We start from the raw sequence: 21,220 nt of genomic DNA on the forward strand, positions 1-21,220 counted from the left end.
GCACGATGGGGCGTTATGTCGCGAGGCGACTGCTCCAGATGATCCCGGTCTTTATCGGGACCACCCTGCTCATCTTCCTGATGGTCTACGCCCTGCCGGGCGACCCCGTCAGGGCCATGTGGGGCGACAAGGCGGCGGACCCCGCCCAGCTCGCCGCCATCAAGCATCAACTCGGTCTGGATCAGCCCCTGTGGAAGCAGTACGGGGACTACATCTGGAACCTGCTGCACTTCGACTTCGGCACCACGATGGCCGGCCGCAAGGTGACGGACGTCATCGGCGAGGCCATCCCGGTGACGATCCGGCTGGCTCTGCTGGCCTTCCTCATCGAGCTGGTGCTCGGTGTGGCTCTCGGAGTCCTTTCCGGTATCCGACGCAATAAACTCGCCGACAAGCTCGTGCTGGTGCTGACCCTCGTGGTCATCTCCATACCGGTCTTCGTCCTCGCGTACGTCTTCCAGACGATCTTCGCGGACAACCTCCACTGGGTCACCCCCACGGTGCAGGACTCGATGAACATGACGCAGCTGCTGCTGCCGGCCATCGTTCTCGGCTCGCTGTCCCTGGCCTACGTGGCGAGGCTCACCCGCACCACCGTCGTGGAGAACATCCGCGCCGACTACATGCGTACCGCCGTGGCCAAGGGTCTGCCCAAGAGGCGGATCATCGTCCGCCACCTGCTGCGCAACTCGATGATCCCGGTGGTCACCTTCCTCGGCACCGACCTCGGGGCCCTGATGGGCGGCGCGATCGTCACCGAGGGCATCTTCAACGTGCAGGGTGTCGGAAACGCCCTGTACCGGGCTGTCAACCAGAAGGAAGGCGCCACGGTCGTCGGCTTCGTCACCGTCCTCGTGCTCGTCTACCTGGTGGCCAGCCTGATCGTCGACCTGCTCTACGCGGTCCTGGACCCGAGGATCCGGTATGCCTGACGCCACCATCGAGAAGACCCAGATCGAAGAGCCGGGCACGCCGCCGGTCCTCGCAGAGAAGTCCGAGAAGGCCCGCAGCCTGTGGTCCGACGCCTGGCGTGAACTCCGCCGCAAGCCGATCTTCATCGTCTCGGCGCTGCTCATCCTGGGCCTCATCCTCATCACGCTGGCCCCCGGGCTGTTCACCTCGGTGGACCCCCGGGCCGCGGACCTCCGCAACCACTACCTGACGCCGCCGAGTTACGGTCACCTGTTCCAGGCCGACTGGTTCGGCTACGACGGCCAGGGCCGCAGCATCTACTCCCGCATGCTGTACGGCGCCCGTGCGTCGATCACGGTGGGTATCTGCGTGACGGCGGCGGTGACGCTGCTCGGCGGCCTCGCCGGTATGGCGGCCGGTTACTTCGGCGGCTTGATCGACACGGTCATCTCCCGGGTCACCGACATCTTCTTCGGTATCCCGATCATGCTCGGCGCGCTGGTCATCCTCAACGCGTTCACCAACCGCACGGTGTGGAGCGTCGTCTTCGCGATGACGTTCCTGGGCTGGACCCAGATGGCCCGTGTCATGCGCGGCTCCGTGATCACCACGAAGGCGGCCGACTACGTCACCGCCGCCAAGGCGCTCGGGGCGGGCACCGGCCGGATCATGCTGCGGCACATCCTGCCGAACGCCGTCGCACCGGTGATCGTGGTCGCGACGATCGCACTGGGGGGCTACATCTCCCTGGAGGCCACGCTGAGTTACCTCGGCATCGGCCTGCAGGACCCGACGATCAGCTGGGGCATCGACATCTCGTCGGCCAAGAACGTGATCCGGACCGCTCCGCACGCCCTGTTCTTCCCGGCGGGCATGCTCAGCGTCACGGTCCTCGCGTTCATCATGCTCGGCGACGCGGTACGCGACGCCCTCGACCCCAAGCTGCGCTAGGAGGACGTACGTTGACCATCAACGACAAGACCGCGAACGTCCCGACGCCTCGCGCCGGAGACAACGACAGCAGCCCGCTGCTCGAAGTACGGGACCTGCACGTCGAATTCCACACCCGGGACGGCGTGGCCAAGGCCGTCAACGGAGTCAACTACTCGGTGGGCGCCGGCGAGACCCTCGCCGTGCTCGGTGAGTCGGGCTCCGGCAAGTCCGTGACCGCCCAGGCGATCATGGGCATCCTCGACATGCCGCCGGGCAAGATCCCGCGGGGCGAGATCCTCTTCCGCGGCCAGGACATGCTCAAGATGTCCAACGAGGAGCGCCGGAAGATCCGCGGCCAGAAGATCGCCATGATCTTCCAGGACGCGCTCTCCGCGCTGAACCCGGTCCTCTCCGTCGGCACTCAGCTCGGCGAGATGTTCCGGGTGCACCAGGGCCTCTCCAAGAAGGAGGCCAAGCTCAAGTCCATCGAGCTCATGGACCGCGTGCGCATCCCGGCGGCGAAGGAGCGGGTCAACGACTACCCGCACCAGTTCTCCGGCGGTATGCGCCAGCGCATCATGATCGCCATGGCGCTGGCCCTGGAGCCGGACCTGATCATCGCGGACGAGCCGACCACCGCGCTCGACGTGACGGTCCAGGCCCAGGTGATGGACCTGCTCGCGGAACTGCAGCGTGAGTTCAACATGGGTCTCATCCTGATCACCCACGACCTCGGCGTGGTCGCCGACGTCGCGGACAAGATCGCGGTGATGTACGCGGGCCGGATCGTCGAGACCGCGCCCGTGCATGAGATCTACAAGCGGCCGGCCCACCCGTACACCAAGGGCCTGCTGCAGTCGATCCCGCGCCTGGACCAGAAGGGCCAGGAGCTCTACGCCATCAAGGGCCTGCCGCCCAACCTGCTCAAGGTCCCGGCGGGCTGCGCGTTCAACCCGCGCTGCCCCATGGCGCAGGACATCTGCCGTACCGACGTTCCGTCGCTGCTGCAGGTGACCGAGCGGGACGGCGGCGAGCTGGCCGGTCGCGGCAGCGCGTGCCACTTCTGGAAGGAGACGATCCATGGCTGAGGTCGGTAAGAACGAGGCCGGAGCTGTCTCCGACGAGGTGGCGCGGGTCGAGGCCGCGATCAACGCGCCCGTGGAGCGCGGGGAGCCGATTCTCCAGGTCCGCAACCTGGCCAAGCACTTCCCGCTGACCCAGGGCATCCTCTTCAAGAAGCAGGTCGGCGCGGTCAAGGCCGTCGACGGCATCTCGTTCGACCTCTACCAGGGCGAGACCCTCGGTATCGTCGGCGAGTCCGGCTGTGGCAAGTCCACCGTCGCCAAGCTGCTGATGACGCTGGAGACGGCGACGGCGGGCGAGGTCTTCTTCAAGGGCCAGGACATCACCAAGCTGTCCGGGCGCGCGCTGAAGGCGGTCCGCAGGAACATCCAGATGGTGTTCCAGGACCCGTACACCTCGCTGAACCCGCGTATGACGGTCGGCGACATCATCGGCGAGCCCTTCGACATCCACCCCGAGGTGGCTCCGAAGGGCGACCGGCGCCGCAAGGTGCAGGAGCTGCTCGATGTCGTGGGTCTGAACCCGGAGTACATCAACCGGTACCCGCACCAGTTCTCCGGCGGTCAGCGCCAGCGCATCGGCATCGCCCGTGGTCTCGCGCTCAACCCCGAGATCATCATCTGCGACGAGCCGGTCTCGGCCCTGGACGTCTCCGTCCAGGCGCAGGTCATCAACCTGATGGAGAAGCTCCAGGACGAGTTCAACCTGTCCTACATCTTCATCGCGCACGACCTGTCGATCGTCCGGCACATCTCCGACCGGGTCGGCGTGATGTACCTCGGCAAGATGGCCGAGATCGGTACGGACAGCGAGATCTACGACCACCCGACGCACCCCTACACCCAGGCGCTGCTGTCGGCGGTCCCTGTGCCCGACCCGGAGGCCCGCGAGGGCCGCGAGCGGATCATCCTCACCGGTGACGTCCCGTCCCCGGCGAACCCGCCGTCCGGCTGCCGCTTCCGCACCCGCTGCTGGAAGGCGCAGGAGCGGTGTGCGACCGAGATGCCGCTGCTGGCGATCCCGGAGCGCTTCCGGGGTGTGGACACGCTGGCCGCACACGAGTCGGCGTGCCACTTCGCGGAGGAGAAGGACGTCATCCACGCGGCGTGATCCGCGCGGTGTGACCTCTTCCCGTAGGCGTGGGCGTGCACGTGCGCGTACGGGAGGAAGAGCGAGCGATGTACGGAGCGGCGCCCGGAACCTTTCGGTTCCGGGCGCCGCTCCGTATGTGTGCCTGCTACCGGACACGGCGTCGCGTGTCGACCGCGACTCGCAGCAGCCGGTGGACCTGCGGGCCGTGTGTGCGCCACCAGGTCCGTGCCCACAGCAGCTGGAGTCCCGCCACGATGACGAACGTCGTCGCGGCGTCGGCCGCCTCCAGCCAGCTCCGGGGAGCTGAGAGGCGGTCGAACGAGTGGCGCAGCAGGGGCCAGGACACCTGCGTGGTGGCGAAGAACGCCAGCGTGAGAGCGGCGCACGTGCCGACCATGAGCAGGACGGTGTACGTGCGCAGAGCGCGTCGCTCGCCGACGCGCATGCCCGCACTCGCGAGAGGATTGGTCGGCCGGCGGCCCACCGACCGAGCGATGACGTACCTCAGATACCTGAGCGAGTCGCCGTACATGTTGCGGCAGCGCGTCAGATCCTGGAGTGCGAAGTAGAGGTCGGTACGCGTGAACACCATCAACTGGAGTGATACCGCTACCAGTCCGGTGAGCGCCATCAGCGACAGCAAGGGATGCTTCCCGAATATCGCCATGGCGAGCAGGGACCCCCCGCTCACCGCCAGATCCACCACCATGCCGGACAGATAGACGGTCATACGCGTCCGGCGATCCTTCAGCCAGATGCCGGAGACATCTGTCTGGACGACAAGGAACTGCAGCCTTGTGCCCAGCCGGATCGTCCCCAGGACTCCCGCCGCGCGAGCGGTGAACAGATGGGCCAGCTCATGCAGTGCGATGAACAGCCAGGTCAGTGCTGACTGACCGAGCAGGACGAAGGTGCCGTGACTGGTCCAGAGGGCATCGCTCCAGCGCGGGACGATACGCGGGTGCGTCGCCGCCGCCACCAGCCCTGACACACCGACCGTCAGCAGGGCGCCGTGCAGCAGTGGGTTGAGCGTCCAGCGCACGTGCCGCGGGCGGACTCCGGGGAGCGTGGGCGACGCGATGTCCCGCGCGGGAACGGCCCTGCCGTCGATCGACGACACGAGCCCCACCCGGGCCAGGTCGCGGACGAAGCCCGCTACATCGACGGTGCGTTCCGTCTCGGCTCCCAGCCGTCTCCGTGTCTCCTCCACCGTGGCCCCGGACGCCAGGAGCCGGACAGCGAGAGCCCCTTCCGGAGGCAGCGCGACGCATACTCCCGTCCCCGCCCGGCCCACGATCCATTCGTCGCCGTCCTCGCGGAACCCCAGGCGATGAAAGTCCACACGCGTCATCGCGCCCGCCGGTGAGCCGTCGCTCCGCCCTGAGTCACGCATGGCATGTCGTGCAATCCGCCCGCGCGGGGTGCCGGACGTAGATCAGTTGATCGGGAGCGAGCAGATTGATTCCGCGCACATAGCCGGGGGGTTGCGGTGCGACGCCGGTCAGGAGGGAGATGATCTCGTAGGCGAGCAGATGACCGGAGATCCCGGCCGAGGGAGCGATCACACCGGGTCCTCCGAGGTGCGGGACAGGCCCCGGTCTCAGACGGGCTTCCTCGCCTGCCGCGACGCACTCGCAGCACGGGCCCTGAGGTGCGTAGACCCCCACCGTGATCAGGGGACCGTTGTAGCCGGCGGAGACCCAGGGAAGACCGGCGGCGGCACACGCACGGCTGGTCGTTCTGTCGATGTCCTCGTCCCGGGGTTCATCCGCGCACAGGGCGAGTACATCGAAGCCGGACACCAGGTCGAACAGAGCCTCTTCCGAGTCCACCATGCGCTGTTCGCAGGTCACCGCCGTTTCGGAATTCAGCGCTTCGAGAGCTTCGGCGGCTGCTTCGACCTTCGGCCGGCCGATGTCGGATTCGGTGTAGAGCGCCTGCCTCGTCAGATTGGAGACCTCGACGATGTCGGGGTCCACACAGTGGAGTCGACCGACGCCGGCCGCAGTGAGGGCCCACGCCGTGTGGCTGCCCGTGCCGCCCATTCCGAGGACGACGACCCGAGACTGCTTGAGCCGGGTCTGCGCGTCCCACGCGTCCGCCCCCGGCCGCAGGTCCACACGCCGGAAGAACGCGTGATTGCGTTCGTACCGCACCATCTCCCGACAGCTCAGCCCGGCGGGCGCCGGAGTCTCCGCTTCCTCGATGTAGCCGGATGACATGAGCTGATCGACCAGGTTCGCGGCGGTGTCCTCGCTCAGGGAAGCGTCCCGCTCGCGCAAGGCGAGGGCGATCTGCTCCGGCGTGTGCCGTCCGTCCATGAGGCCGAGCGCCGCCCACACCCGGCCGGACGCGTCCTTGATCTCTGCGGCGATGGGGTAGATGCCCGCACCGATCCGAATGGTCCCGTCGTCGTATCGGTGTGGGCTGTGCTCAGGCCTTATCCGTGGAAAGCGCATGGTGTATCCCCCGTCAATATTCGATCGGCGGGACGGACGGCCACTCTCCGCACCGTTCGTCCCGCCGACACGTGAGGCAGCCTGATCAGCGAGTCATTGACTTCGCGACAATCGTCTCGATCTTGTCAAGGACTCTGATCTCGATCACATCGGGCCGCTTTTCCTCGGCCTTCTCGTGCGGCGGGCGCACATCCGGCTCTCCTGCCATGTCCACTCCTCTTATCGTTGATCCCCCGTCAAGGACCGATAGTGCTTCCCCGGTCTGTCCGATGTCTTTCGCCGCCCTGTCATCTGTGGGTGGGCCGCCGTGAAAGATCGCTGAAAGATGTACGTCAGGTGCTGCGACAAAACTGTGCTGACGGCGCCAGAGGGGCGCGGCCCGATCAGGGCAGGTACACGACGGGAGAAATCGTGATGAGCGGAATGGTTCGTCGATTCGGGGCCAAGGTCGCTGAGAGGCTGCTTCCGCAGACGTCCGCGGCGGCCGGCTGCGCACCTGGATGCGAAAGGATTCTGAACAGCAAGAACGGCCAGGGTTACTGGCTGACCTGCTGCTACACCGTGGGCTGCCAGTACGAGTGTCACTGATCCGTTCATGACGATGGCTCTTACGGTTGCCACGAAACGAAAAAAATTCCTTCTCATCCCATCGGAGATGCCATGGCGCTGTACCCCGTCGTCATCCTTTCCCTCATAGTCGCCTGCGCTGCTTGTGCTCTTTCTCTCGCGGTTTCCTTGAGGGTGAAAAAGCTGCTTGATCCTCTCATCGAGGAAGGAGCGTTCAGGAACGACAGGCCCCCGACGGTGCCGGTCGGCACAGAGGTCCCGGACTTCGGGAAACTCATCGATGTGAACGGGAACACCGTCGAACCGGCCGCCGATGCCGGCGATTCCTGGATTTTGGCCTTCTTGTCCACGACATGCAGCGGATGCAAAGCTCAGCTTCCACTCTTTCGGGAATACATCCTCCAGCAGGGCGTCTCCCCGGACCGGGTTGTCACCGTGGTATCAGGAGAAGTTGCAGACCTCGGGGACTTCGTAACCGAGATCGGCGGGACAAGTCGAATCGTGCATGCGGACGACTCGTCGACCATCGGATCCGATCTCCATGTATATATCTGGCCCACGTTCCTGGTCGTCTCTTCCGAGCGAGTAGTGGAATTCTCAACGACGAGTGTTTCCAAACTTCCCGGACTCGTCACACCAGGGGCGGAAGCACCCGCAATGCTCTGACGCCGCCCTATCTCTCCGAACTCTTTCCACGGGAGCAGCAAACGAGTGCTATTTATACTTTCCATACTCGCCCTGCTCGCATCATGCGCAGCGTGTGCCCTTGCCGTGGCTCTAACCCTTCGCGTGCGGAAGACCATCGGTGCCGGCCCTGACATCAGTGCGATCCGTTCTGCCTCTGCCGCCCCGGTGAAGCCGGGCACGCGGATCGTGGAGAACCAGGATCTGATGGACGTGAACGGCAACCCGTTCTCCCTGCCGACCGACACGACGGAGCCGTGGGTTCTAGCTTTCCATTCCCTTGACTGCGGTGGATGTCAACAGCAGCTTCCCGATTATCGGAAGTTCCTCGCAAAACATGGGATCCCGAGGGAGCGTGCTGTCTCCATAGCTACGGGTGATCCGTCCAAACTGAATTGGTTGAAGGACGGCCTGGGTGACGCCGGACGGGTTGTCCATGTCGCGGAGGATTCGCGGATCGTGCTGGATCTTCACATCGCAGCATGGCCCGTCTATCTTGTCGTCGGACGGGATGCCACCGTTAAATACGCGACTCAGAGTGCGACACGGTTGTCCGCGATCCATCTCGGTGAGCTCTCCAGCTCACCGGTCCCCGGCGGGGATCAACCGAATAGATAGAACCATCAGGTAAGGGAAGTCATGGAATGCCGGTCATATTCACGACGGTGATCGCCTCTGTTGTGGGAACGGCTCTGACCATTCATTGGGCCGTCCGCTCCATCGTCCTGGTAACGGTCCAAGGCCTGAGCATGAAACCCACACTGCAGAACGGAGACCGAGTACTGGTCTGGCGTGGCAGGCTTCCTGAGCGCGGGCAAATAGTCGTGGTGCAGGAGCCGTCAATCGGTGCACATATATGGCCGAGCGAGCCTGCGGGTCTCGGCTGTCCGGACAGGCATCCGTCCCGTCAGCGATGGCTTATCAAGCGAGTTGCCGCCATAGCAGGGGACCCCGTATTGCCAGGCCAGCTCGGAGGAACCCACACCCCCGGGGAGCGAGTTCCCGAAGGACATTACATTCTGCTCGGCGACAATCCCAGGGTGAGCCTCGACTCGCGACAGGTCGGCTTTTTCCCTTGCAGCAGAATCCTCGGCAAGGTCTGGCGGAAGATCTGACCAGGCTAAACGTCACTAAACTCCGCAGGACGATTGAAGTATCGATCCGATACGACGATTGATCCACGCGGCAATCAAAAAAGAAAGGAGGTGAAGAGAATGAGAATTCTTCAGAATCTGGGCGCGAAAGTAGCCGACCTTCTTCTCCCGAAGACGTTGGCGGCTGCCGGATGCGCTCCCGATTGCTATTGCAAGATGTGCTCGATGGGCGGCTCGTACTGCGACCCCAGTGGCATCGTCACCGGCGGCAATCGCTGTGTGATCCGGTGCTGCAACCTGCCTAACTGCACCGCCAGTTGCGCGAGCATATAACCACCCGAGGCCGGCCGGAAGAAGCTGATGCTCCTTCCGGCCGGCCTTGCAGCCGTATTTCCCGCAGTCAACGAAGATCGCGAGCAGCTGATGGAACTCCTTCTGGCATTCAGTAAATTGTCACTTATCTCACTCTTTGGTATATCGGCGGCAATGAAGGCAAAGGATCTCGCGCCACTTGTTTCACACCTGACCCTCACTCTTCCTCTGAGTAGGCCGTTCGCTCGCGTACTAGCCTCGGCGACGGTTGTCATGGAACTGCTCGCCGTGGTCGCCCTACTAATTTTTCCGTTTCTCGGGTTCGTTGTCTCACTCCTTCTGCTCGTCGGTTTCACAGCGCACTTGAGTCGAGTCCTTGCGTCTGGCGTGACCACATCATGCGCCTGCGCAGGAAGTTCCGAATCCACAGTCTCCGCAATCCATCTTCTTCGTAACGCAATTCTGATCGTGGTGGCCGTCGCAGGCATCACATCGCTGGCATTTCAACCCGATCCGAGCGCCGTAATGCAACTGATGCTCGCCGGCCCCGCCGTTCTTTTCGGAGCAGGCATGCTCCGGCTGGATGAAATGACTACTTTCTTCTCTCCTCGCTATTCGCGATCGAGCTGAGACCATGGAGCTGCACATAAAGGCGACGATCAGTAAAGTTCGGATCGCCTTCCGGCGTATCAGCCTTGCGACCCGGCTCTGCTTCTCGGCCGCGTCGCCCATGTTGAGCCTGCACATCGGTTTTGCTGCCACCAACGCGCTTCTGCCCGTGGCTGCCGCATGGCTCACCAAGTTGACACTCGACGAGATCGTCGATGGAAACGGAGTGCGGGCGGCCGTGACGCCGGGCGCGGCACTTGCTGTCCTAGGCCTTGTCAAAGGCGTCGTGCCTCACGCCTCCACACGTGTGCGGTCCCGCATGGAACGGCAGGTAGGCCTGCATGCGCAGAGGAATCTCTTCGAAGCGGTGGAGAGGATTGTCGGCCTGGGCCCCTTCGAGAACCCTGCCTTCCTGGACCGACTCCGACTCGCCAAGCAGGCTGGTGGACGATCGCCTCTACAGGTGGTTGACGGCTTCATCGGCATCGCCCAATCCGTCGTCGCAATGACGGCGTTCGTCGCTTCACTCGCGGTCATGGCACCAGAGTTGTCGGTCTTCGTGATGGGTTTCGGTATCCCGGTCGTCATCGCGGAAGTCCTGCTGGCCCGGAAGCGCACCGGGATGCTATGGAGCATCAGCCCCACCGAGCGCAGGGAATTCTTCTACGACCAACTGCTGTCCAACGTGGATGCAGCGAAGGAGATCCGTCTCTACGCCCTGGGCCGCTTCCTACGCAATCGAATGCTCGATGACCGTCGACGGATCAACACCGCCCGCGAAAAGATGGACCGGCATACCTTTCGTATCCAGGCTGGGCTGGGGCTGATGGCGGCCCTCGTCGCCGGGGCAGGTTTTCTGTGGGCGGTGCAAGCTGCCGGCTCGGGCATCCTGACCGTCGGGGACGTCACCATGCTCGTCGCGGCAATCGCAGCTGTGCAGGCCGGGCTTGCCCAATTCGCGATGCAGACCGCTACCGCGCACGAGGCTCTCGTCATGTTCGCTCACTACGAAGCCGTCACGAAAGCAGAACGAGACCTGCCCCTTGCCGTAGGGCCCCGCAAAATTGAGCCGCTGAGGGGCGAAATAGAGCTACGGGATGTCTGGTTCCGCTACTCCGACAACGACCCCTGGGTGTTGCGAGGAGTGAACCTGCGCATAGAAGCCGGTAAATCCGTGGCGCTCGTCGGTCTCAACGGTGCGGGAAAATCGACGCTTGTGAAACTTCTCTGCCGCTTCTACGACCCCACACGGGGCAAAATTCTTTGGGACGGAATAGATGTCCGGGACTTGGATGTAGAAGAGTTCCGTGACAGATTGGGTGCCGTTTTCCAGGACTTCATGCATTATGACATGACTGCCGCGGAGAACGTGGCGATGGGTGATCTGAGCGCTCTCGGCAACTCTTCACGAGTCCAGGAAGCGGCAGGACATGCAGGCATCCACAAGAAACTCATGAGCCTTCCTCGCGCTTACGAGACCCTACTGTCAAGGATATTCTTTCTGGAGTCGGAGAAGGGCAACGAAGAATCGGGAGTTCTGCTGTCCGGTGGCGAATGGCAGCGCGTGGCCCTTGCGCGAATATTCCTTCGCAGCGATCGAGACTTTTTCATTCTCGACGAACCGACCTCGGGACTGGACCCGGAAGCCGAGTACGAGATCCATGCGGCGCTCAGTCAACTACGGACCGGGCGTACGAGCCTGATCATCTCCCACCGGTTGGGCACCGTCCGCCATGCCGATCAGATCGTTGTTCTCGCTGACGGCGGCATTGTCGAATTGGGATCGCACGACGATCTCATGGAAGCAGATGGTGACTACGCGAGGCTCTTCGGAACGCAAGCGGCGGGTTACGTCGAGTCATCAGAAAATCTTCGATCTTAGCCGGGCAATGTCTTTGTCTGTCCGGAGAGGGTCCCCCCCGGGCAGGCTGACCTGCTCGGGGACAACCGGCAGGTCAGCCCGGACGCCAGGCAGCTGGGCTTTTTCCCGTCCGGCGACTGCTGGGAACCGTGTGGTGCCGGCTAGACGGGCTCGTAGGTGCCCTGGTGAGTTGCTCCGCCGGGAGCGCGACCGGGGCCGCGGCCCCGAGCCCAACGTCATGTGCCGGAGGAAGTGTGCGAAGCAGCGACGTGCAGGGACGGATCCCGCCGCAGGACTCGGCTGTGCAACTGGTGCAGCGAGGCGCCGGGGCCGTCGCCCAGCTCTTGGACGAGCCGCTGACGGATGCTCGCGAAGCAGGCCAGGGATTCGCCCTGGCGTCCGCTGCGATACAGCGCCTGTATCAGCAATTCCGCGATGGCTTCGTCCAGCGGGTGTTCCTCGGCGAGCTGATACAGGGAGGGGACACTCTCCAGGTGTCGGCCGAGGCTCAGAGCCAGTTGGGAGCGGTCGACCCGCACCGACAGCAACTCGCGCTCCAGCCCGACCCGTACCCTGTCCGACCAGGACGATCCGAGGTCCAGCAGAGGCGTACCGCGCCAGAGGGCCAGCGCCTGGTCGAAGAGGTCCAGGGCTGGTGTCCTCTCCGCCCGGCGGACCGCGTCGCGGGCCGACCGTACGAGGAAGCGGAATCTGTGCAGGTCGACCGCCTGAGGATCGACGCTGAGGAGATAGCCGCCTCTGCGCCTGGAAAGGAGATCGGCCGGCCGGCCGCGACTGCCGCGGAGAGCTTGCCGGAGCCTGCTGGCACAGGTGTAGAGCGCGTCCCTCGGGCGCACGGGCCGGTCATCGTCCCAGACACGATCGATCAGGAAGTCGTCGGCGACGAACTCGAACGGTTGCCGCGCGAGCAAGGCCAGGAGGCGTCGTGCCCGCTCCGAGCGCAGCTCCACCGGTAGGTCGTTCACCCGCGCTTCAACAGATCCCAGGATTCGGATCTCCATCACAGCCTCCTATGCCGGCTCTCTGCCGAGTTGGCTGTGATCCTCGCAACCGGGCGCACGATTTCCGCATGGAGATCGCATGGCCCCGGACCCCCGGCGTGCGGCGTCTCCGTGTCGGTCACCGTTTCGATTACGGTGGTCCGCGTGATATCTGCGCCTGTCTGCTTCCGCCTCCTCGGCACCCTGGAAACCACGGTCGAGGGCAGGCCGGTGACGCTCACCGGCAGGCAACGTGCCCTGATGTCAGTCCTGTTGCTCCGGGCCAACCGTGTGGTGCCGGTGGACCGCATCGCCGACTCGCTCTGGGGCGAGAGTCTTCCGGCCTCCGCCGCGGCCCGGGTACGGGCGCTCATCGCGGAGGTCCGCAGAGCCCTGGGGCCGCACGGGCAGGAACGCGTCGTCACCCGCAGTCCCGGCTACCTGGTGAACGTCTGCCCCGGGGAGCTCGACATCGATGAGTTCGAGGTCCTCGTCGGCGAGGCACGCCGAGCGGCGCGCGGCGGTCGTCACGAGGAGGCGATCGCGCTGTACGAGCGGGCGTTGGAGCTATGGCGGGGAGAGCCCTTCCCGGATCTGAACGGCCCCGCCGCCGAGTCGGAGAGACACCGGTTCGAGGAGATGGGAGCGGGGGCGGTAGAAGGTCGCGTCGAAGCGAATCTGGCCTTGGGCCGCGGTCAAGCCGTCGTAGCCGATCTGATGCGCCTGATCGCCGATCAGCCCCTGCGGGAGCAGCCGCGGCGTCAGCTGATGCTGGCGCTCAACCAGCTGGGACGCCTGCCGGAAGCCCTTGAGGTGTACCGGGACTTCCATACCCGCTTGGTGACGGACCTGGGGGTGGAGCCCACACCGCGACTTCGGCAGCTCCATCAGCGGATGCTTGTCGGCGGCCCCGAGCTGAGCGAGGGGGCCGACAGTCCTCGCGAGCCCGCGGGCGAGAGGCAGCGCACGCTCCCGCGCCAGGTCCCCGCGGTCGGTCGTTTCGTGGGCCGCGAGGACCAGCTCCGGCAGCTCGACGAGTACCGGGCCGGTGCCGACCGGGTCGTCCTCATCGTCGGTCCCGCAGGGGTGGGAAAGACCTCCGTCGCCGCTCACTGGGCGCACCGGAACGCCGAGTACTTCCCCGATGGTCAGCTTTTCCTCGACATGCGGGGCTTCGACAGGGCGGAGCCGATGTCGGTGTCCGAGGCGCTGCCACTCCTGCTGCAAGGACTGGGGCAGCCGCTCCGGGACATCCCGGTCTCGGTGGATGCCCAGATCGCCCTCTACCGGTCGTTGCTGGCGAGACGCCGGATTCTGCTGGTGCTGGACGACGTGGCGGAGCCGGCGCAGGTCCGCGTGTTGTTACCGCCGAACCCCCAGTGCCTGGCCGTCATCACGAGCCGTGACCGGCTGCGGAGTCTGGTGGCGCTGGACGGAGCGAGGCGCCTCACCCTCGACGTCCTGAGCCAGGAGGAGGCGCTCGGCCTGATCGCACAGGGTGCCGGCTCCCGCCGTTCTCACGACGAGCCGGAAGCGGCGGCGGAGTTGGCCGAGCTGTGTGACCGCCTGCCGCTCGCCCTGTGTGTCGCCGTGTCCTGGCTGGCCGATCAGGAACACCGGACGATCGGCCAGTATGTACGCGAGCTGACGGACCGCGGGCGTTTGGCGCAACTGAGGGTGGAGGGAGACGAGCACGCTGCGGTCCGAGCGGCTCTTGAGCTCTCCTACGTCGCGCTCCCCGCGTCGGCCCGGCGCGTGTTCCGCCTCCTCGGGCTGGTACCGAGCGTCGATGTCACGGTCGCGGCGACCGCCGCTCAGGCCAACTCCGGCCTGGAGGAACTGCGCGTCCTGCTCGCGACGGTGGCGCGGGTGCACCTCATCCAGGAGGTTGCTGTCCGCCGGTACACGTGCCACGACCTGGTACGCGAGTACGCGGCCGAGCGAGGGCGGGAGGAGGACACGGAGGCTGACCGGCACGGCGCGGTCCGCCGGCTCCTGGACTACTACGTGGACATGATCACGAGAGTGAACGAGGTCTGCGGGTTCCTGGCGCCCAACCTGGCGCGTGAGGCGGAGGCACCTGTTGCCCCGGTGGAGGAATTCAGCGCCGAGGCGGATGCCACGACCTGGTTCGACGCCGAGTGGGAGAACCTGCTTGTCGTCATCGCGCACGCGGCCGAGCATGGGCCCCGCCGCTATGCGTGGCTGCTGGTCGAGGCGATGCAGGACCTGCTGCACCATCGGCGGACCCACGTGGAGTGGCTGCGCGTCGCGGGAACCGCCCTGGCCGCGGCGAAGCTCGACGGCGACCTCGTGGGGCAGGCAGCCATGCATCTCTCGCTCGGGATGGTCCGCTGGCGTATGGCGGATCTGCGCACGGCACTGACGGAGAACGAGCGGGCACTGACACTCTCGCGACGGGCGGGCTGGCTCCACGGCGAGGCCATGGCCCTGACCGGGTGCGGTGTGGCGCTGAAGCAACTCGGAGAAGCACGCAGGGCGCTGCCCCGGTACAGGAAGTCACTGGAGATCAGTCGCCGGCTCGGTCACGCCCGCAGCGAGGTGCGCGGCCTCAACAACCTGGCCTCCGCCTATCTGATGCTCGCCCGTCTGGAGAGCGCCGAGGAGTGCCTCCTGGCCAACATCCCGCTGACCGAGGAGTCGGGCGACCGGCATCTCCAGTCGCTGACCCTGGTCAACCTCGGGATCGTCCGGCAACAGCGGGCGCGGTTCCCCCAAGCGCTGGAGGCGCTGGAGAAGGCCATGGAGGTGTCGCGCTCCACCGGCCTGATCTACGCCGAAGGCGTGACCTTCGAGACGTTCGGCTGGGTGCACAGCGACGCGGGCCGCCACGAGCAGGCCGTCGCCTCGTTCGACGCCGCGTTGAGCATCGCCAGGCAGGTCGAGAACAGGAACAGCCAGATCGATTCCCTGACCGGTCTGGCTGTGGTCGAGCTCAAACTGGGCCGCGTGGACACTGCCCTCGATCGACTGGGTACCGCGCGTGACGTCGCCGAAGGCGTGGGCACGGGGTTCGTCGGAGTGCTGATGGGGTTGGCGAGAGTCCATTTGCGCCAGGGCCGGTACGAGCAGGCGCACGACGAGGCGTCCCGGTCTCTTCGGCTCGCCGCGGAGGGCAGCCCGCTCGACCTGCCAAGGCTGCACGGTCTGCTGGCCGCCATCCAGTTGGCGGCCGGTGACAGCGAACAGTGTCTGCGGTCGTGCGATCAGGCGCTCCAGCTCGCCCGCCGGTCCGGACAGCGACTGGAACACGCTCGCGCCCTGATCACCCTCGGTCACGCCCATCGCCTGGAGAAAAGAGAGCGGGCCGCTCGAAGTGCCTGGCGGCGCGCGCATGGGCACTTCACCGCCTTGGACACCCCTGAGCAGCGCGAGACGGCCGCCCTGTTGGCGTGACCGACGCGCCTGTTCCGCCAGGTCCTGTCCGCCGCCGGACAGGACCTGGGACCCCTGCGGCGCCCCGAAGGCGCGAGCCCCGGGGCGGCGGTGGTTCGGGCCTCCGGTGCCGAGACGGTTCAGGCTCCCGCGTCGGTGACTTCGGGGGTGGTGCCGAGCCCGGGTGTGCCCAGCGTCCTGCCGGCCGTCGTGGACACCACCGTGCTGGCCTCCTCCGGGTAGTGGCAGGCGGTCAGATGACCGTTCCCGCTGCCCGCCACCCGTACCAGCGGCGGAGCCTCACTCGCGCACTTCTCCGTCGCCTTCCAGCACCGGGTGCGGAAGCGGCAGCCGGACGGCGGGTGGACCGGGGAGGGCACGTCACCGACGAGGCGGATGCGCCGGTCGGCCGGGGCGTCGTCCGCGGTGGCCCGGGGCACGGCGGAGAGCAGTGCGCGCGTGTAGGGGTGACGCGGGTTTCCGTACAGCTCGTCGCGTTCGGCGATCTCCACGATCCGGCCGAGGTACATCACCGCGACGCGCTGCGAGAAGTGCCGTACGACGGCGAGGTCGTGGGCGATGAAGATGAAGGCGATGCCGAGTTCCCGCTGAAGCTTCTGCAGCAGGTTGACGACCTGCGCCTGGATCGAGACGTCGAGCGCCGAGACCGGCTCGTCCGCCACGATCAGCTTCGGCTCCAGGGCCAGCGCCCTGGCCACGCCGATCCGCTGCCGCTGGCCGCCCGAGAATTCGTGCGGGAAGCGGTTGTAGTGCTCGGGGTTGAGGCCCACGGTCTCCAGGAGTTCGCGCACCCGGGCCTCGCGGCCGCCGGGCGGGTGGATGCCGTTGACCTCCATCGGTCCGGCGATGATCTTGCCGACGGTCTGCCGGGGGTTCAGCGAGGCGTACGGATCCTGGAAGATCATCTGGATCTCGGAGCGCACGGGCGCCAGCTGCTTGCGCGAGGCGTGGGTGATGTCCTGCCCGCGGTAGGTGATCCGGCCGGCGGTCGGCTCCAGCAGCCGGGTGATCAGCCGGCCCGTCGTCGACTTGCCGCAGCCGGACTCGCCGACCAGCCCCAGACTCTCGCCCGCGCCGACCGAGAAGTCCAGCCCGTCCACGGCCTGGACCGCGCCGACCGTCCGCCGGATCGGGAAGCCGCCCAGGATCGGGAAGTGCTTGGTGAGTCCGGAGACGTCCAAGAGGGGAGTCGTACTGCTCATGGTGGTCAAGTCCCGTCTCGTGTACGTCAGTGGGGCCGGGAGCCGGCGAGATCGGCGGCGAACTCGGTGCGCTGCCCGTCGGTGAGGTGGCAGGCCGCCCCGCGCCCGTCGGCCAGCTCCAGCGCCGGCCGCTCGGTCGGGCAGCGCGCGCCGCTCACCTGGTCGGTGAAGGCGCACCGCGGGTGGAAGCAGCACCCCGTCGGCGGGTTGAGGAGGCTGGGCGGGGTGCCGGGGATGGGTGACAGCGGTATGTCGACCCGGGAGCCGAGCCTCGGCATGGAGCGCAGCAGGCCCCAGGTGTACGGGTGCTGGGGCTCCGTCAGCACTTCCGCCTTGGTGCCGCGCTCCACGCACCGGCCGCCGTACATGACCAGCACGTCGTCCGCGACGTCGGCGATGACCCCGAGGTCGTGGGTGATGAAGATGATCGAGGTGCCGGTCTCCTGCTGGAGGTCCTTGAGCAGGTCCAGGATCTGGGCCTGCACGGTGACGTCCAGTGCGGTCGTCGGTTCGTCGGCGATGAGCAGCTCGGGGTCGCAGACCAGGGCGATCGCTATCATGGCGCGCTGCCGCATACCGCCGGAGAACTGGTGCGGATAGTCGTCGACCCGCAGGTCCGGCTGGGGGATGCCGACGCGCTTCAGCATCTCGACCGCGCGGTCGCGCGCCTCCTTCCTGGAGGCGCCGGTGTGCTTGCGGTACGTCTCCGAGATCTGCCGCCCGATCGTGTGGTACGGGGACAGGGAGGCCAGCGCGTCCTGGAAGATCATGGCCATTTTGTTGCCGCGCAGCCGCTCCAGCTGCCGTTCCGTCGCCGTCAGCAGATCCTGCCCTTCGAGGAGGATCTCGCCGTCGATCGCGGTGTGTTCGCGGTCGTGCAGCCCCAGGACGGCCAGGTTCGTGACGGACTTCCCGGAGCCGGACTCGCCGACGATGCCGAGGGTCCTGCCCTTCTCCACCTCGAAGGAGAGCCCGTCGACGGCCTTGACGGTGCCGTCCTCGGTGGAGAAGTGCACACGCAGGTCGCGTACGGAGAGGAAGGGAGTGCTCATGGGGTCTCTCCTAGGCGAGGCGCACGCGCGGGTCGATCAGGGCGTACACGGCGTCGACGACGATGTTGAAGAGGACGATCGCGGCGGCGGCGACCAGGACCACGCCGAGCAGCAGGGGCAGATCGTTGTCCTGGACGGCCTTGACCGAGAGCGCGCCGATGCCGTGCAGGCTGAAGGTCTTCTCGGTGATGATGGCTCCGCCGAGGAGATAGCCGACGTCCAGTCCGAAGATCGTCACGATCGGGCCCATCGCGCCCCGCCAGGCGAACCGGAAGAAGACCGTCCTGCGGGACAGTCCCTTGGCCCGGGCGGTGCGCACATAGTCCTCGCTGAGTGTCTCGACCAGCTGGGAGCGCGCCATCCGGGTGTAGTTGGCGGTGAAGATCAGCGCGAGGACGAGCCAGGGAAGCAGCAGCCCGTTGAACCAGCCGACCGGGTCCTGGGTGAAGGGAACGTCCCGGGGGCGCCCCAGGATGTGCCACTGGTCGCAGAGGTAGAACATGGCGACCACACCGACGATGTAGATCTGGAGCGAGGAGCCGATCAGGGACGCCGAGGAGGCCACCTTGTCGAGCGTCTTGCCCTGCTTGACCGCGGCGATCATGCCGGTGCCGATGCCGGCCACCACGAACACCACCGCGCTGCCGACGGAGAGCGAGAGCGTGGTCGGGAAACGGTCCAGGATGGTGCCGAGCACGGGTTCCTGGTTGTGGAAGGAGTAGCCGAGGCAGGGCGCCGGGCAGTAGCCGAACGACGTGTAGTCACGCCCGGTGAAGACGCCCGCCAGCCAGTGCCAGTACTGCACCGGGATCGGGTCGGAGATCCCCAGATTGTGCCGTACCAGCTCCAGGGTCTGGGGGGTGCAGATCTTGCCGCAGGCGACCCGCGCCGGGTCGCGCGGCGCGACGTAGAAGAGCGCGAAGGTGATGGCGCTGATGATCAGCAGGATCACCAGCGCGCCGAGGGTCCGGCGGACGATGAAGCGGAACATGGCGATGGGTATCCCTGGCAGACGCCGACGAGGGGGCGGGGGAGGGCGGGGCGCCGCGCGGGCGCCCCGCCCCGGATGTGGGCGTCAGGCCTTGACGTACAGCTTGTAGAAGACGGCGGAGGAGTTCAGCGGGTCGAAGAGCGCCCCGCCGACCTTGGAGCCGTACAGGTAGAAGCGGCGCGAATACGTCTCGGGGATGATCGGCGCCTCCTCGGTCATGATCCGCTTGTCCAGCGCGGCCCAGGCCTTGCCGGCCTCGGCCGGGTCCGCGATCTCGGCGTTCTTCTTGATCGCTTCGTCGACCCAGTCCACCTTGAGCTGGGAGATGTTGTTGGCACCGTTGGCGACGGTGCCGCCGTCGAGGAGCGGCTGGATCATCGTGTAGCCGGTCGGCCAGTCCGGGGCCCAGCCGAACCACATCACGTCGAACTGGTTGTCGATCTGCTGGATCTGGTCGTAGTAGCTGGTCGAGTCGATCGGCTTGATGACCGGGTTGAAGCCGGCCTTCTTCAGCGCGTTCTCGATGACCACCTTGGTCTTGTCGTAGGTGGGGGTCTGCGGGAAGGCGTAGACGATCTTCTGGCCCGTCTTGCCGGCCTCGGCCAGCAGCTTCTTCGCGGTTTCCGGGTCGCCCTGCGGCTTCGTCAGCTTGTCGTAGACGTCGAACTTCTCCCGGCCCAGGATGTCCGGGCTCAGCAGGGTGGTGGCGTAGTCACCGGCCGAAGGGCCGCCGTAGAGCTTGCGGATCTGCTCCAGCGGCCAGGCGTGGATGAGCGCCTGACGGACCTTCAGGTCGGGGATCCGCTTGGTGTTGATGGCGTAGTAGTAGGTGCCGGTGAGCAGGCCGTTGAAGCTGCGCTTCTTCAGCTCCGGGTCGGTGAGCACCTTCTGGATGCGCTCGGCCGGAACACCGCCGTACGACATGAACGCGTACTGGTCGTCACCGGAGTCGGCGATCATCCGGTCCGCGGTGGCCAGTCCCTCCGGCCCGAACTCGAAGGTGAAGGTGTCCGGGTAAGCGGTGCGGATCGGGTCGGTCTTCTCGTCCCAGTGCGGGTTGCGCGCCAGGGTCATCGACTTGTCCACGGCGTGCTGCTTGATCCGGTACGGGCCCGCCGAGACCGGGTCCTTGTCGTACTTCTCCTTGGTGTCGAGCTTGACCGGCACCGCGCCGTAGGAGGCCATGGCGAGCGTGAAGTTGAAGTCGGGGCGGGCCAGCGCGAGCTTGAAGGTGATGGTCTTCTTCGCCGTGTCCGTCACGACGGAGTCCAGGTGCTTGCCGCTGTACGGGCCCTTGTAGACCGAGCGGAAGTCCGTCTTGCCGGTCAGGGCGGTCTGGGCGTAGCCCGCGCCCTCGGTGGTGAAGCTCGCGAAGCCGCGCTCGATGCCGTGGCGGACGTCGTCGACGGTCAGCTCGCTGCCGTCCTCCCACTTCAGCCCGTCCTTCAGGGTGAAGGTCCAGGTCTTGCCGCCGTCGGACTCGGTGCCGGTGTCGGTGGCGAGGTCACCGACCAGCTTCATGGAGCCGTCGGCGGCTATCTTGTAGCCGGTCAGGCAGCGGATGAAGAGGTTGCCGACCGCGGAGTTCCACGCGTAGTAGATCCGCTGCGGGTCGAGGTGGGAGAAGTCGTCGGGGGCGATGCCCCGGATGTCGCCGCCCTTGCGCGCCCCGGCCACCGCGGGCGCCGGACCGGCCGAGTCCTGCGCGGTGCCGATGGCGACGGTGCTGCCGGTGTACTTGCCGGTGCCCGCCTGCCCGCCGCTCTTGCTCCCGGTGCTTCCCGTGCTGCCGCTGGTGCACGCGGACAGGAGGGAGGAGGCGCCGGCCGCGACGGACGTGGCGATGATGAAGTTTCTGCGGGAAAGGGACATGGCTGCCTGCCCTGGTCGATGGAGAGGATGGGTCGGCTCCGGCGGGCCCCGTCGCCCTGGCCGGAGTGGGAGTCGTACG

18 protein-coding genes and 1 pseudogene are annotated in these 21,220 nt (G+C 66.3%); 11 read left to right on the forward strand and 8 right to left on the reverse strand.

The features are described 5' to 3' along the window. Window positions 1–5 precede the first annotated feature (5 nt). The 4 genes from ACIBAE_RS00255 to ACIBAE_RS00270 are packed head-to-tail and all read left to right on the forward strand — an operon-like array spanning window position 6 to window position 4,038. Window positions 6–932 (forward strand): ABC transporter permease, encoded by a 927-nt coding sequence (locus tag ACIBAE_RS00255; RefSeq protein ID WP_399281470.1) that lies wholly within the window; start codon window positions 6–8, stop codon window positions 930–932. After that, window positions 925–1,863: an ABC transporter permease gene (locus ACIBAE_RS00260; RefSeq protein ID WP_399281471.1), complete on the forward strand. Its 939-nt coding sequence runs from the start codon at window positions 925–927 to the stop codon at window positions 1,861–1,863. Before ACIBAE_RS00255 ends, ACIBAE_RS00260 begins: the two co-directional genes overlap by 8 nt. 11 nt (window positions 1,864–1,874) lie before the next feature. Next, complete coding sequence (locus tag ACIBAE_RS00265) at window positions 1,875–2,933, forward strand: ABC transporter ATP-binding protein (RefSeq protein WP_399281472.1); 1,059 nt, start codon at window positions 1,875–1,877, stop codon at window positions 2,931–2,933. Continuing rightward, window positions 2,926–4,038, forward strand: coding sequence for an ABC transporter ATP-binding protein (locus ACIBAE_RS00270; RefSeq protein WP_399281473.1), 1,113 nt, complete (start codon window positions 2,926–2,928; stop codon window positions 4,036–4,038). The genes ACIBAE_RS00265 and ACIBAE_RS00270 overlap by 8 nt, the downstream gene beginning before the upstream one ends. 127 nt (window positions 4,039–4,165) lie before the next feature. On the opposite strand, the gene ACIBAE_RS00275 is transcribed toward ACIBAE_RS00270, so the two are convergent. The 3 genes from ACIBAE_RS00275 to ACIBAE_RS00285 form a co-directional block, all read right to left on the reverse strand. Beyond that, entirely contained in the window at window positions 4,166–5,362 is a 1,197-nt protein-coding gene (locus tag ACIBAE_RS00275; RefSeq protein ID WP_399281474.1) for a hypothetical protein, read from the reverse strand. 43 nt (window positions 5,363–5,405) lie between these two features. After that, window positions 5,406–6,479 carry a HesA/MoeB/ThiF family protein gene (locus ACIBAE_RS00280; RefSeq protein ID WP_399281475.1) on the reverse strand — a complete coding sequence of 358 codons (1,074 nt, stop codon included), beginning with the start codon at window positions 6,477–6,479 and terminating at the stop codon, window positions 5,406–5,408. An 85-nt stretch (window positions 6,480–6,564) separates the two neighbouring features. Beyond that, complete coding sequence (locus ACIBAE_RS00285; RefSeq protein WP_399281477.1) at window positions 6,565–6,687, reverse strand: hypothetical protein; 123 nt, start codon at window positions 6,685–6,687, stop codon at window positions 6,565–6,567. A 452-nt stretch (window positions 6,688–7,139) separates the two neighbouring features. Here ACIBAE_RS00285 and ACIBAE_RS00290 point away from each other — a divergent pair, with 452 nt between their 5' ends. The 6 genes and pseudogenes from ACIBAE_RS00290 to ACIBAE_RS00315 all read left to right on the forward strand — a co-directional run. After that, on the forward strand, window positions 7,140–7,712 hold the full coding sequence (locus ACIBAE_RS00290; RefSeq protein WP_399281478.1) for a TlpA family protein disulfide reductase: 573 nt from the start codon (window positions 7,140–7,142) through the stop codon (window positions 7,710–7,712). A gap of 123 nt (window positions 7,713–7,835) precedes the next feature. Next, entirely contained in the window at window positions 7,836–8,348 is a 513-nt protein-coding gene (locus ACIBAE_RS00295; protein WP_399281479.1) for a hypothetical protein, read from the forward strand. 26 nt (window positions 8,349–8,374) lie between these two features. Continuing rightward, window positions 8,375–8,845, forward strand: a complete 471-nt coding sequence (locus tag ACIBAE_RS00300) for a S26 family signal peptidase (protein WP_399281480.1) — start codon at window positions 8,375–8,377, stop codon at window positions 8,843–8,845. Window positions 8,846–9,184: 339 nt separating this feature from the next. Continuing rightward, the gene (locus tag ACIBAE_RS00305; RefSeq protein WP_399281481.1) at window positions 9,185–9,766 is read left to right on the forward strand and encodes a MauE/DoxX family redox-associated membrane protein; all 582 of its coding nucleotides are present in this window, start codon (window positions 9,185–9,187) and stop codon (window positions 9,764–9,766) included. Between the two features lie 4 nt (window positions 9,767–9,770). Then, the gene (locus tag ACIBAE_RS00310; protein ID WP_399281482.1) at window positions 9,771–11,627 is read left to right on the forward strand and encodes an ABC transporter ATP-binding protein; all 1,857 of its coding nucleotides are present in this window, start codon (window positions 9,771–9,773) and stop codon (window positions 11,625–11,627) included. 36 nt (window positions 11,628–11,663) lie between these two features. Then, window positions 11,664–11,771: pseudogene (locus ACIBAE_RS00315) on the forward strand (hypothetical protein); the annotation flags it as partial. Window positions 11,772–11,842: 71 nt separating this feature from the next. On the opposite strand, the gene ACIBAE_RS00320 reads toward ACIBAE_RS00315, so the two are convergent. Beyond that, the gene (locus ACIBAE_RS00320; RefSeq protein WP_399281483.1) at window positions 11,843–12,628 is read right to left on the reverse strand and encodes a BTAD domain-containing putative transcriptional regulator; all 786 of its coding nucleotides are present in this window, start codon (window positions 12,626–12,628) and stop codon (window positions 11,843–11,845) included. Window positions 12,629–12,772: 144 nt separating this feature from the next. Here ACIBAE_RS00320 and ACIBAE_RS00325 point away from each other — a divergent pair, with 144 nt between their 5' ends. Next, entirely contained in the window at window positions 12,773–16,024 is a 3,252-nt protein-coding gene (locus ACIBAE_RS00325) for a tetratricopeptide repeat protein (RefSeq protein ID WP_399281484.1), read from the forward strand. Between the two features lie 119 nt (window positions 16,025–16,143). On the opposite strand, the gene ACIBAE_RS00330 is transcribed toward ACIBAE_RS00325, so the two are convergent. The 4 genes from ACIBAE_RS00330 to ACIBAE_RS00345 form a co-directional block, all read right to left on the reverse strand. Beyond that, complete coding sequence (locus ACIBAE_RS00330; protein WP_399281485.1) at window positions 16,144–17,226, reverse strand: ABC transporter ATP-binding protein; 1,083 nt, start codon at window positions 17,224–17,226, stop codon at window positions 16,144–16,146. Window positions 17,227–17,252: 26 nt separating this feature from the next. Continuing rightward, entirely contained in the window at window positions 17,253–18,278 is a 1,026-nt protein-coding gene (locus ACIBAE_RS00335; RefSeq protein ID WP_399281486.1) for an ABC transporter ATP-binding protein, read from the reverse strand. A 10-nt stretch (window positions 18,279–18,288) separates the two neighbouring features. Next, complete coding sequence (locus ACIBAE_RS00340; protein WP_399281487.1) at window positions 18,289–19,269, reverse strand: ABC transporter permease; 981 nt, start codon at window positions 19,267–19,269, stop codon at window positions 18,289–18,291. 84 nt (window positions 19,270–19,353) lie between these two features. Continuing rightward, window positions 19,354–21,141, reverse strand: coding sequence for an ABC transporter substrate-binding protein (locus ACIBAE_RS00345; protein ID WP_399281488.1), 1,788 nt, complete (start codon window positions 21,139–21,141; stop codon window positions 19,354–19,356). Between the last annotated feature and the right edge of the window lie 79 nt (window positions 21,142–21,220).

Source organism: Streptomyces sp. NPDC051569 (genome assembly GCF_044454085.1).
Taxonomy (GTDB): Bacteria; Actinomycetota; Actinomycetes; order Streptomycetales; family Streptomycetaceae; genus Streptomyces.

What these genes read in the sequence shown, in the direction of transcription:
- ACIBAE_RS00260 (WP_399281471.1), top strand. Translation starts at nt 925, where the DNA reads ATGCCTGACGCCACCATCGAGAAGACCCAGATCGAAGAGCCGGGCACG.
- ACIBAE_RS00340 (WP_399281487.1), bottom strand. Translation starts at nt 19,269, where the DNA reads ATGTTCCGCTTCATCGTCCGCCGGACCCTCGGCGCGCTGGTGATCCTG.
- ACIBAE_RS00280 (WP_399281475.1), bottom strand. Translation starts at nt 6,479, where the DNA reads ATGCGCTTTCCACGGATAAGGCCTGAGCACAGCCCACACCGATACGAC.
- ACIBAE_RS00290 (WP_399281478.1), top strand. Translation starts at nt 7,140, where the DNA reads ATGGCGCTGTACCCCGTCGTCATCCTTTCCCTCATAGTCGCCTGCGCT.
- ACIBAE_RS00285 (WP_399281477.1), bottom strand. Translation starts at nt 6,687, where the DNA reads ATGGCAGGAGAGCCGGATGTGCGCCCGCCGCACGAGAAGGCCGAGGAA.
- ACIBAE_RS00345 (WP_399281488.1), bottom strand. Translation starts at nt 21,141, where the DNA reads ATGTCCCTTTCCCGCAGAAACTTCATCATCGCCACGTCCGTCGCGGCC.
- ACIBAE_RS00305 (WP_399281481.1), top strand. Translation starts at nt 9,185, where the DNA reads ATGCTCCTTCCGGCCGGCCTTGCAGCCGTATTTCCCGCAGTCAACGAA.
- ACIBAE_RS00310 (WP_399281482.1), top strand. Translation starts at nt 9,771, where the DNA reads ATGGAGCTGCACATAAAGGCGACGATCAGTAAAGTTCGGATCGCCTTC.
- ACIBAE_RS00255 (WP_399281470.1), top strand. Translation starts at nt 6, where the DNA reads ATGGGGCGTTATGTCGCGAGGCGACTGCTCCAGATGATCCCGGTCTTT.
- ACIBAE_RS00270 (WP_399281473.1), top strand. Translation starts at nt 2,926, where the DNA reads ATGGCTGAGGTCGGTAAGAACGAGGCCGGAGCTGTCTCCGACGAGGTG.
- ACIBAE_RS00330 (WP_399281485.1), bottom strand. Translation starts at nt 17,226, where the DNA reads ATGAGCAGTACGACTCCCCTCTTGGACGTCTCCGGACTCACCAAGCAC.
- ACIBAE_RS00300 (WP_399281480.1), top strand. Translation starts at nt 8,375, where the DNA reads ATGCCGGTCATATTCACGACGGTGATCGCCTCTGTTGTGGGAACGGCT.
- ACIBAE_RS00335 (WP_399281486.1), bottom strand. Translation starts at nt 18,278, where the DNA reads ATGAGCACTCCCTTCCTCTCCGTACGCGACCTGCGTGTGCACTTCTCC.
- ACIBAE_RS00320 (WP_399281483.1), bottom strand. Translation starts at nt 12,628, where the DNA reads ATGGAGATCCGAATCCTGGGATCTGTTGAAGCGCGGGTGAACGACCTA.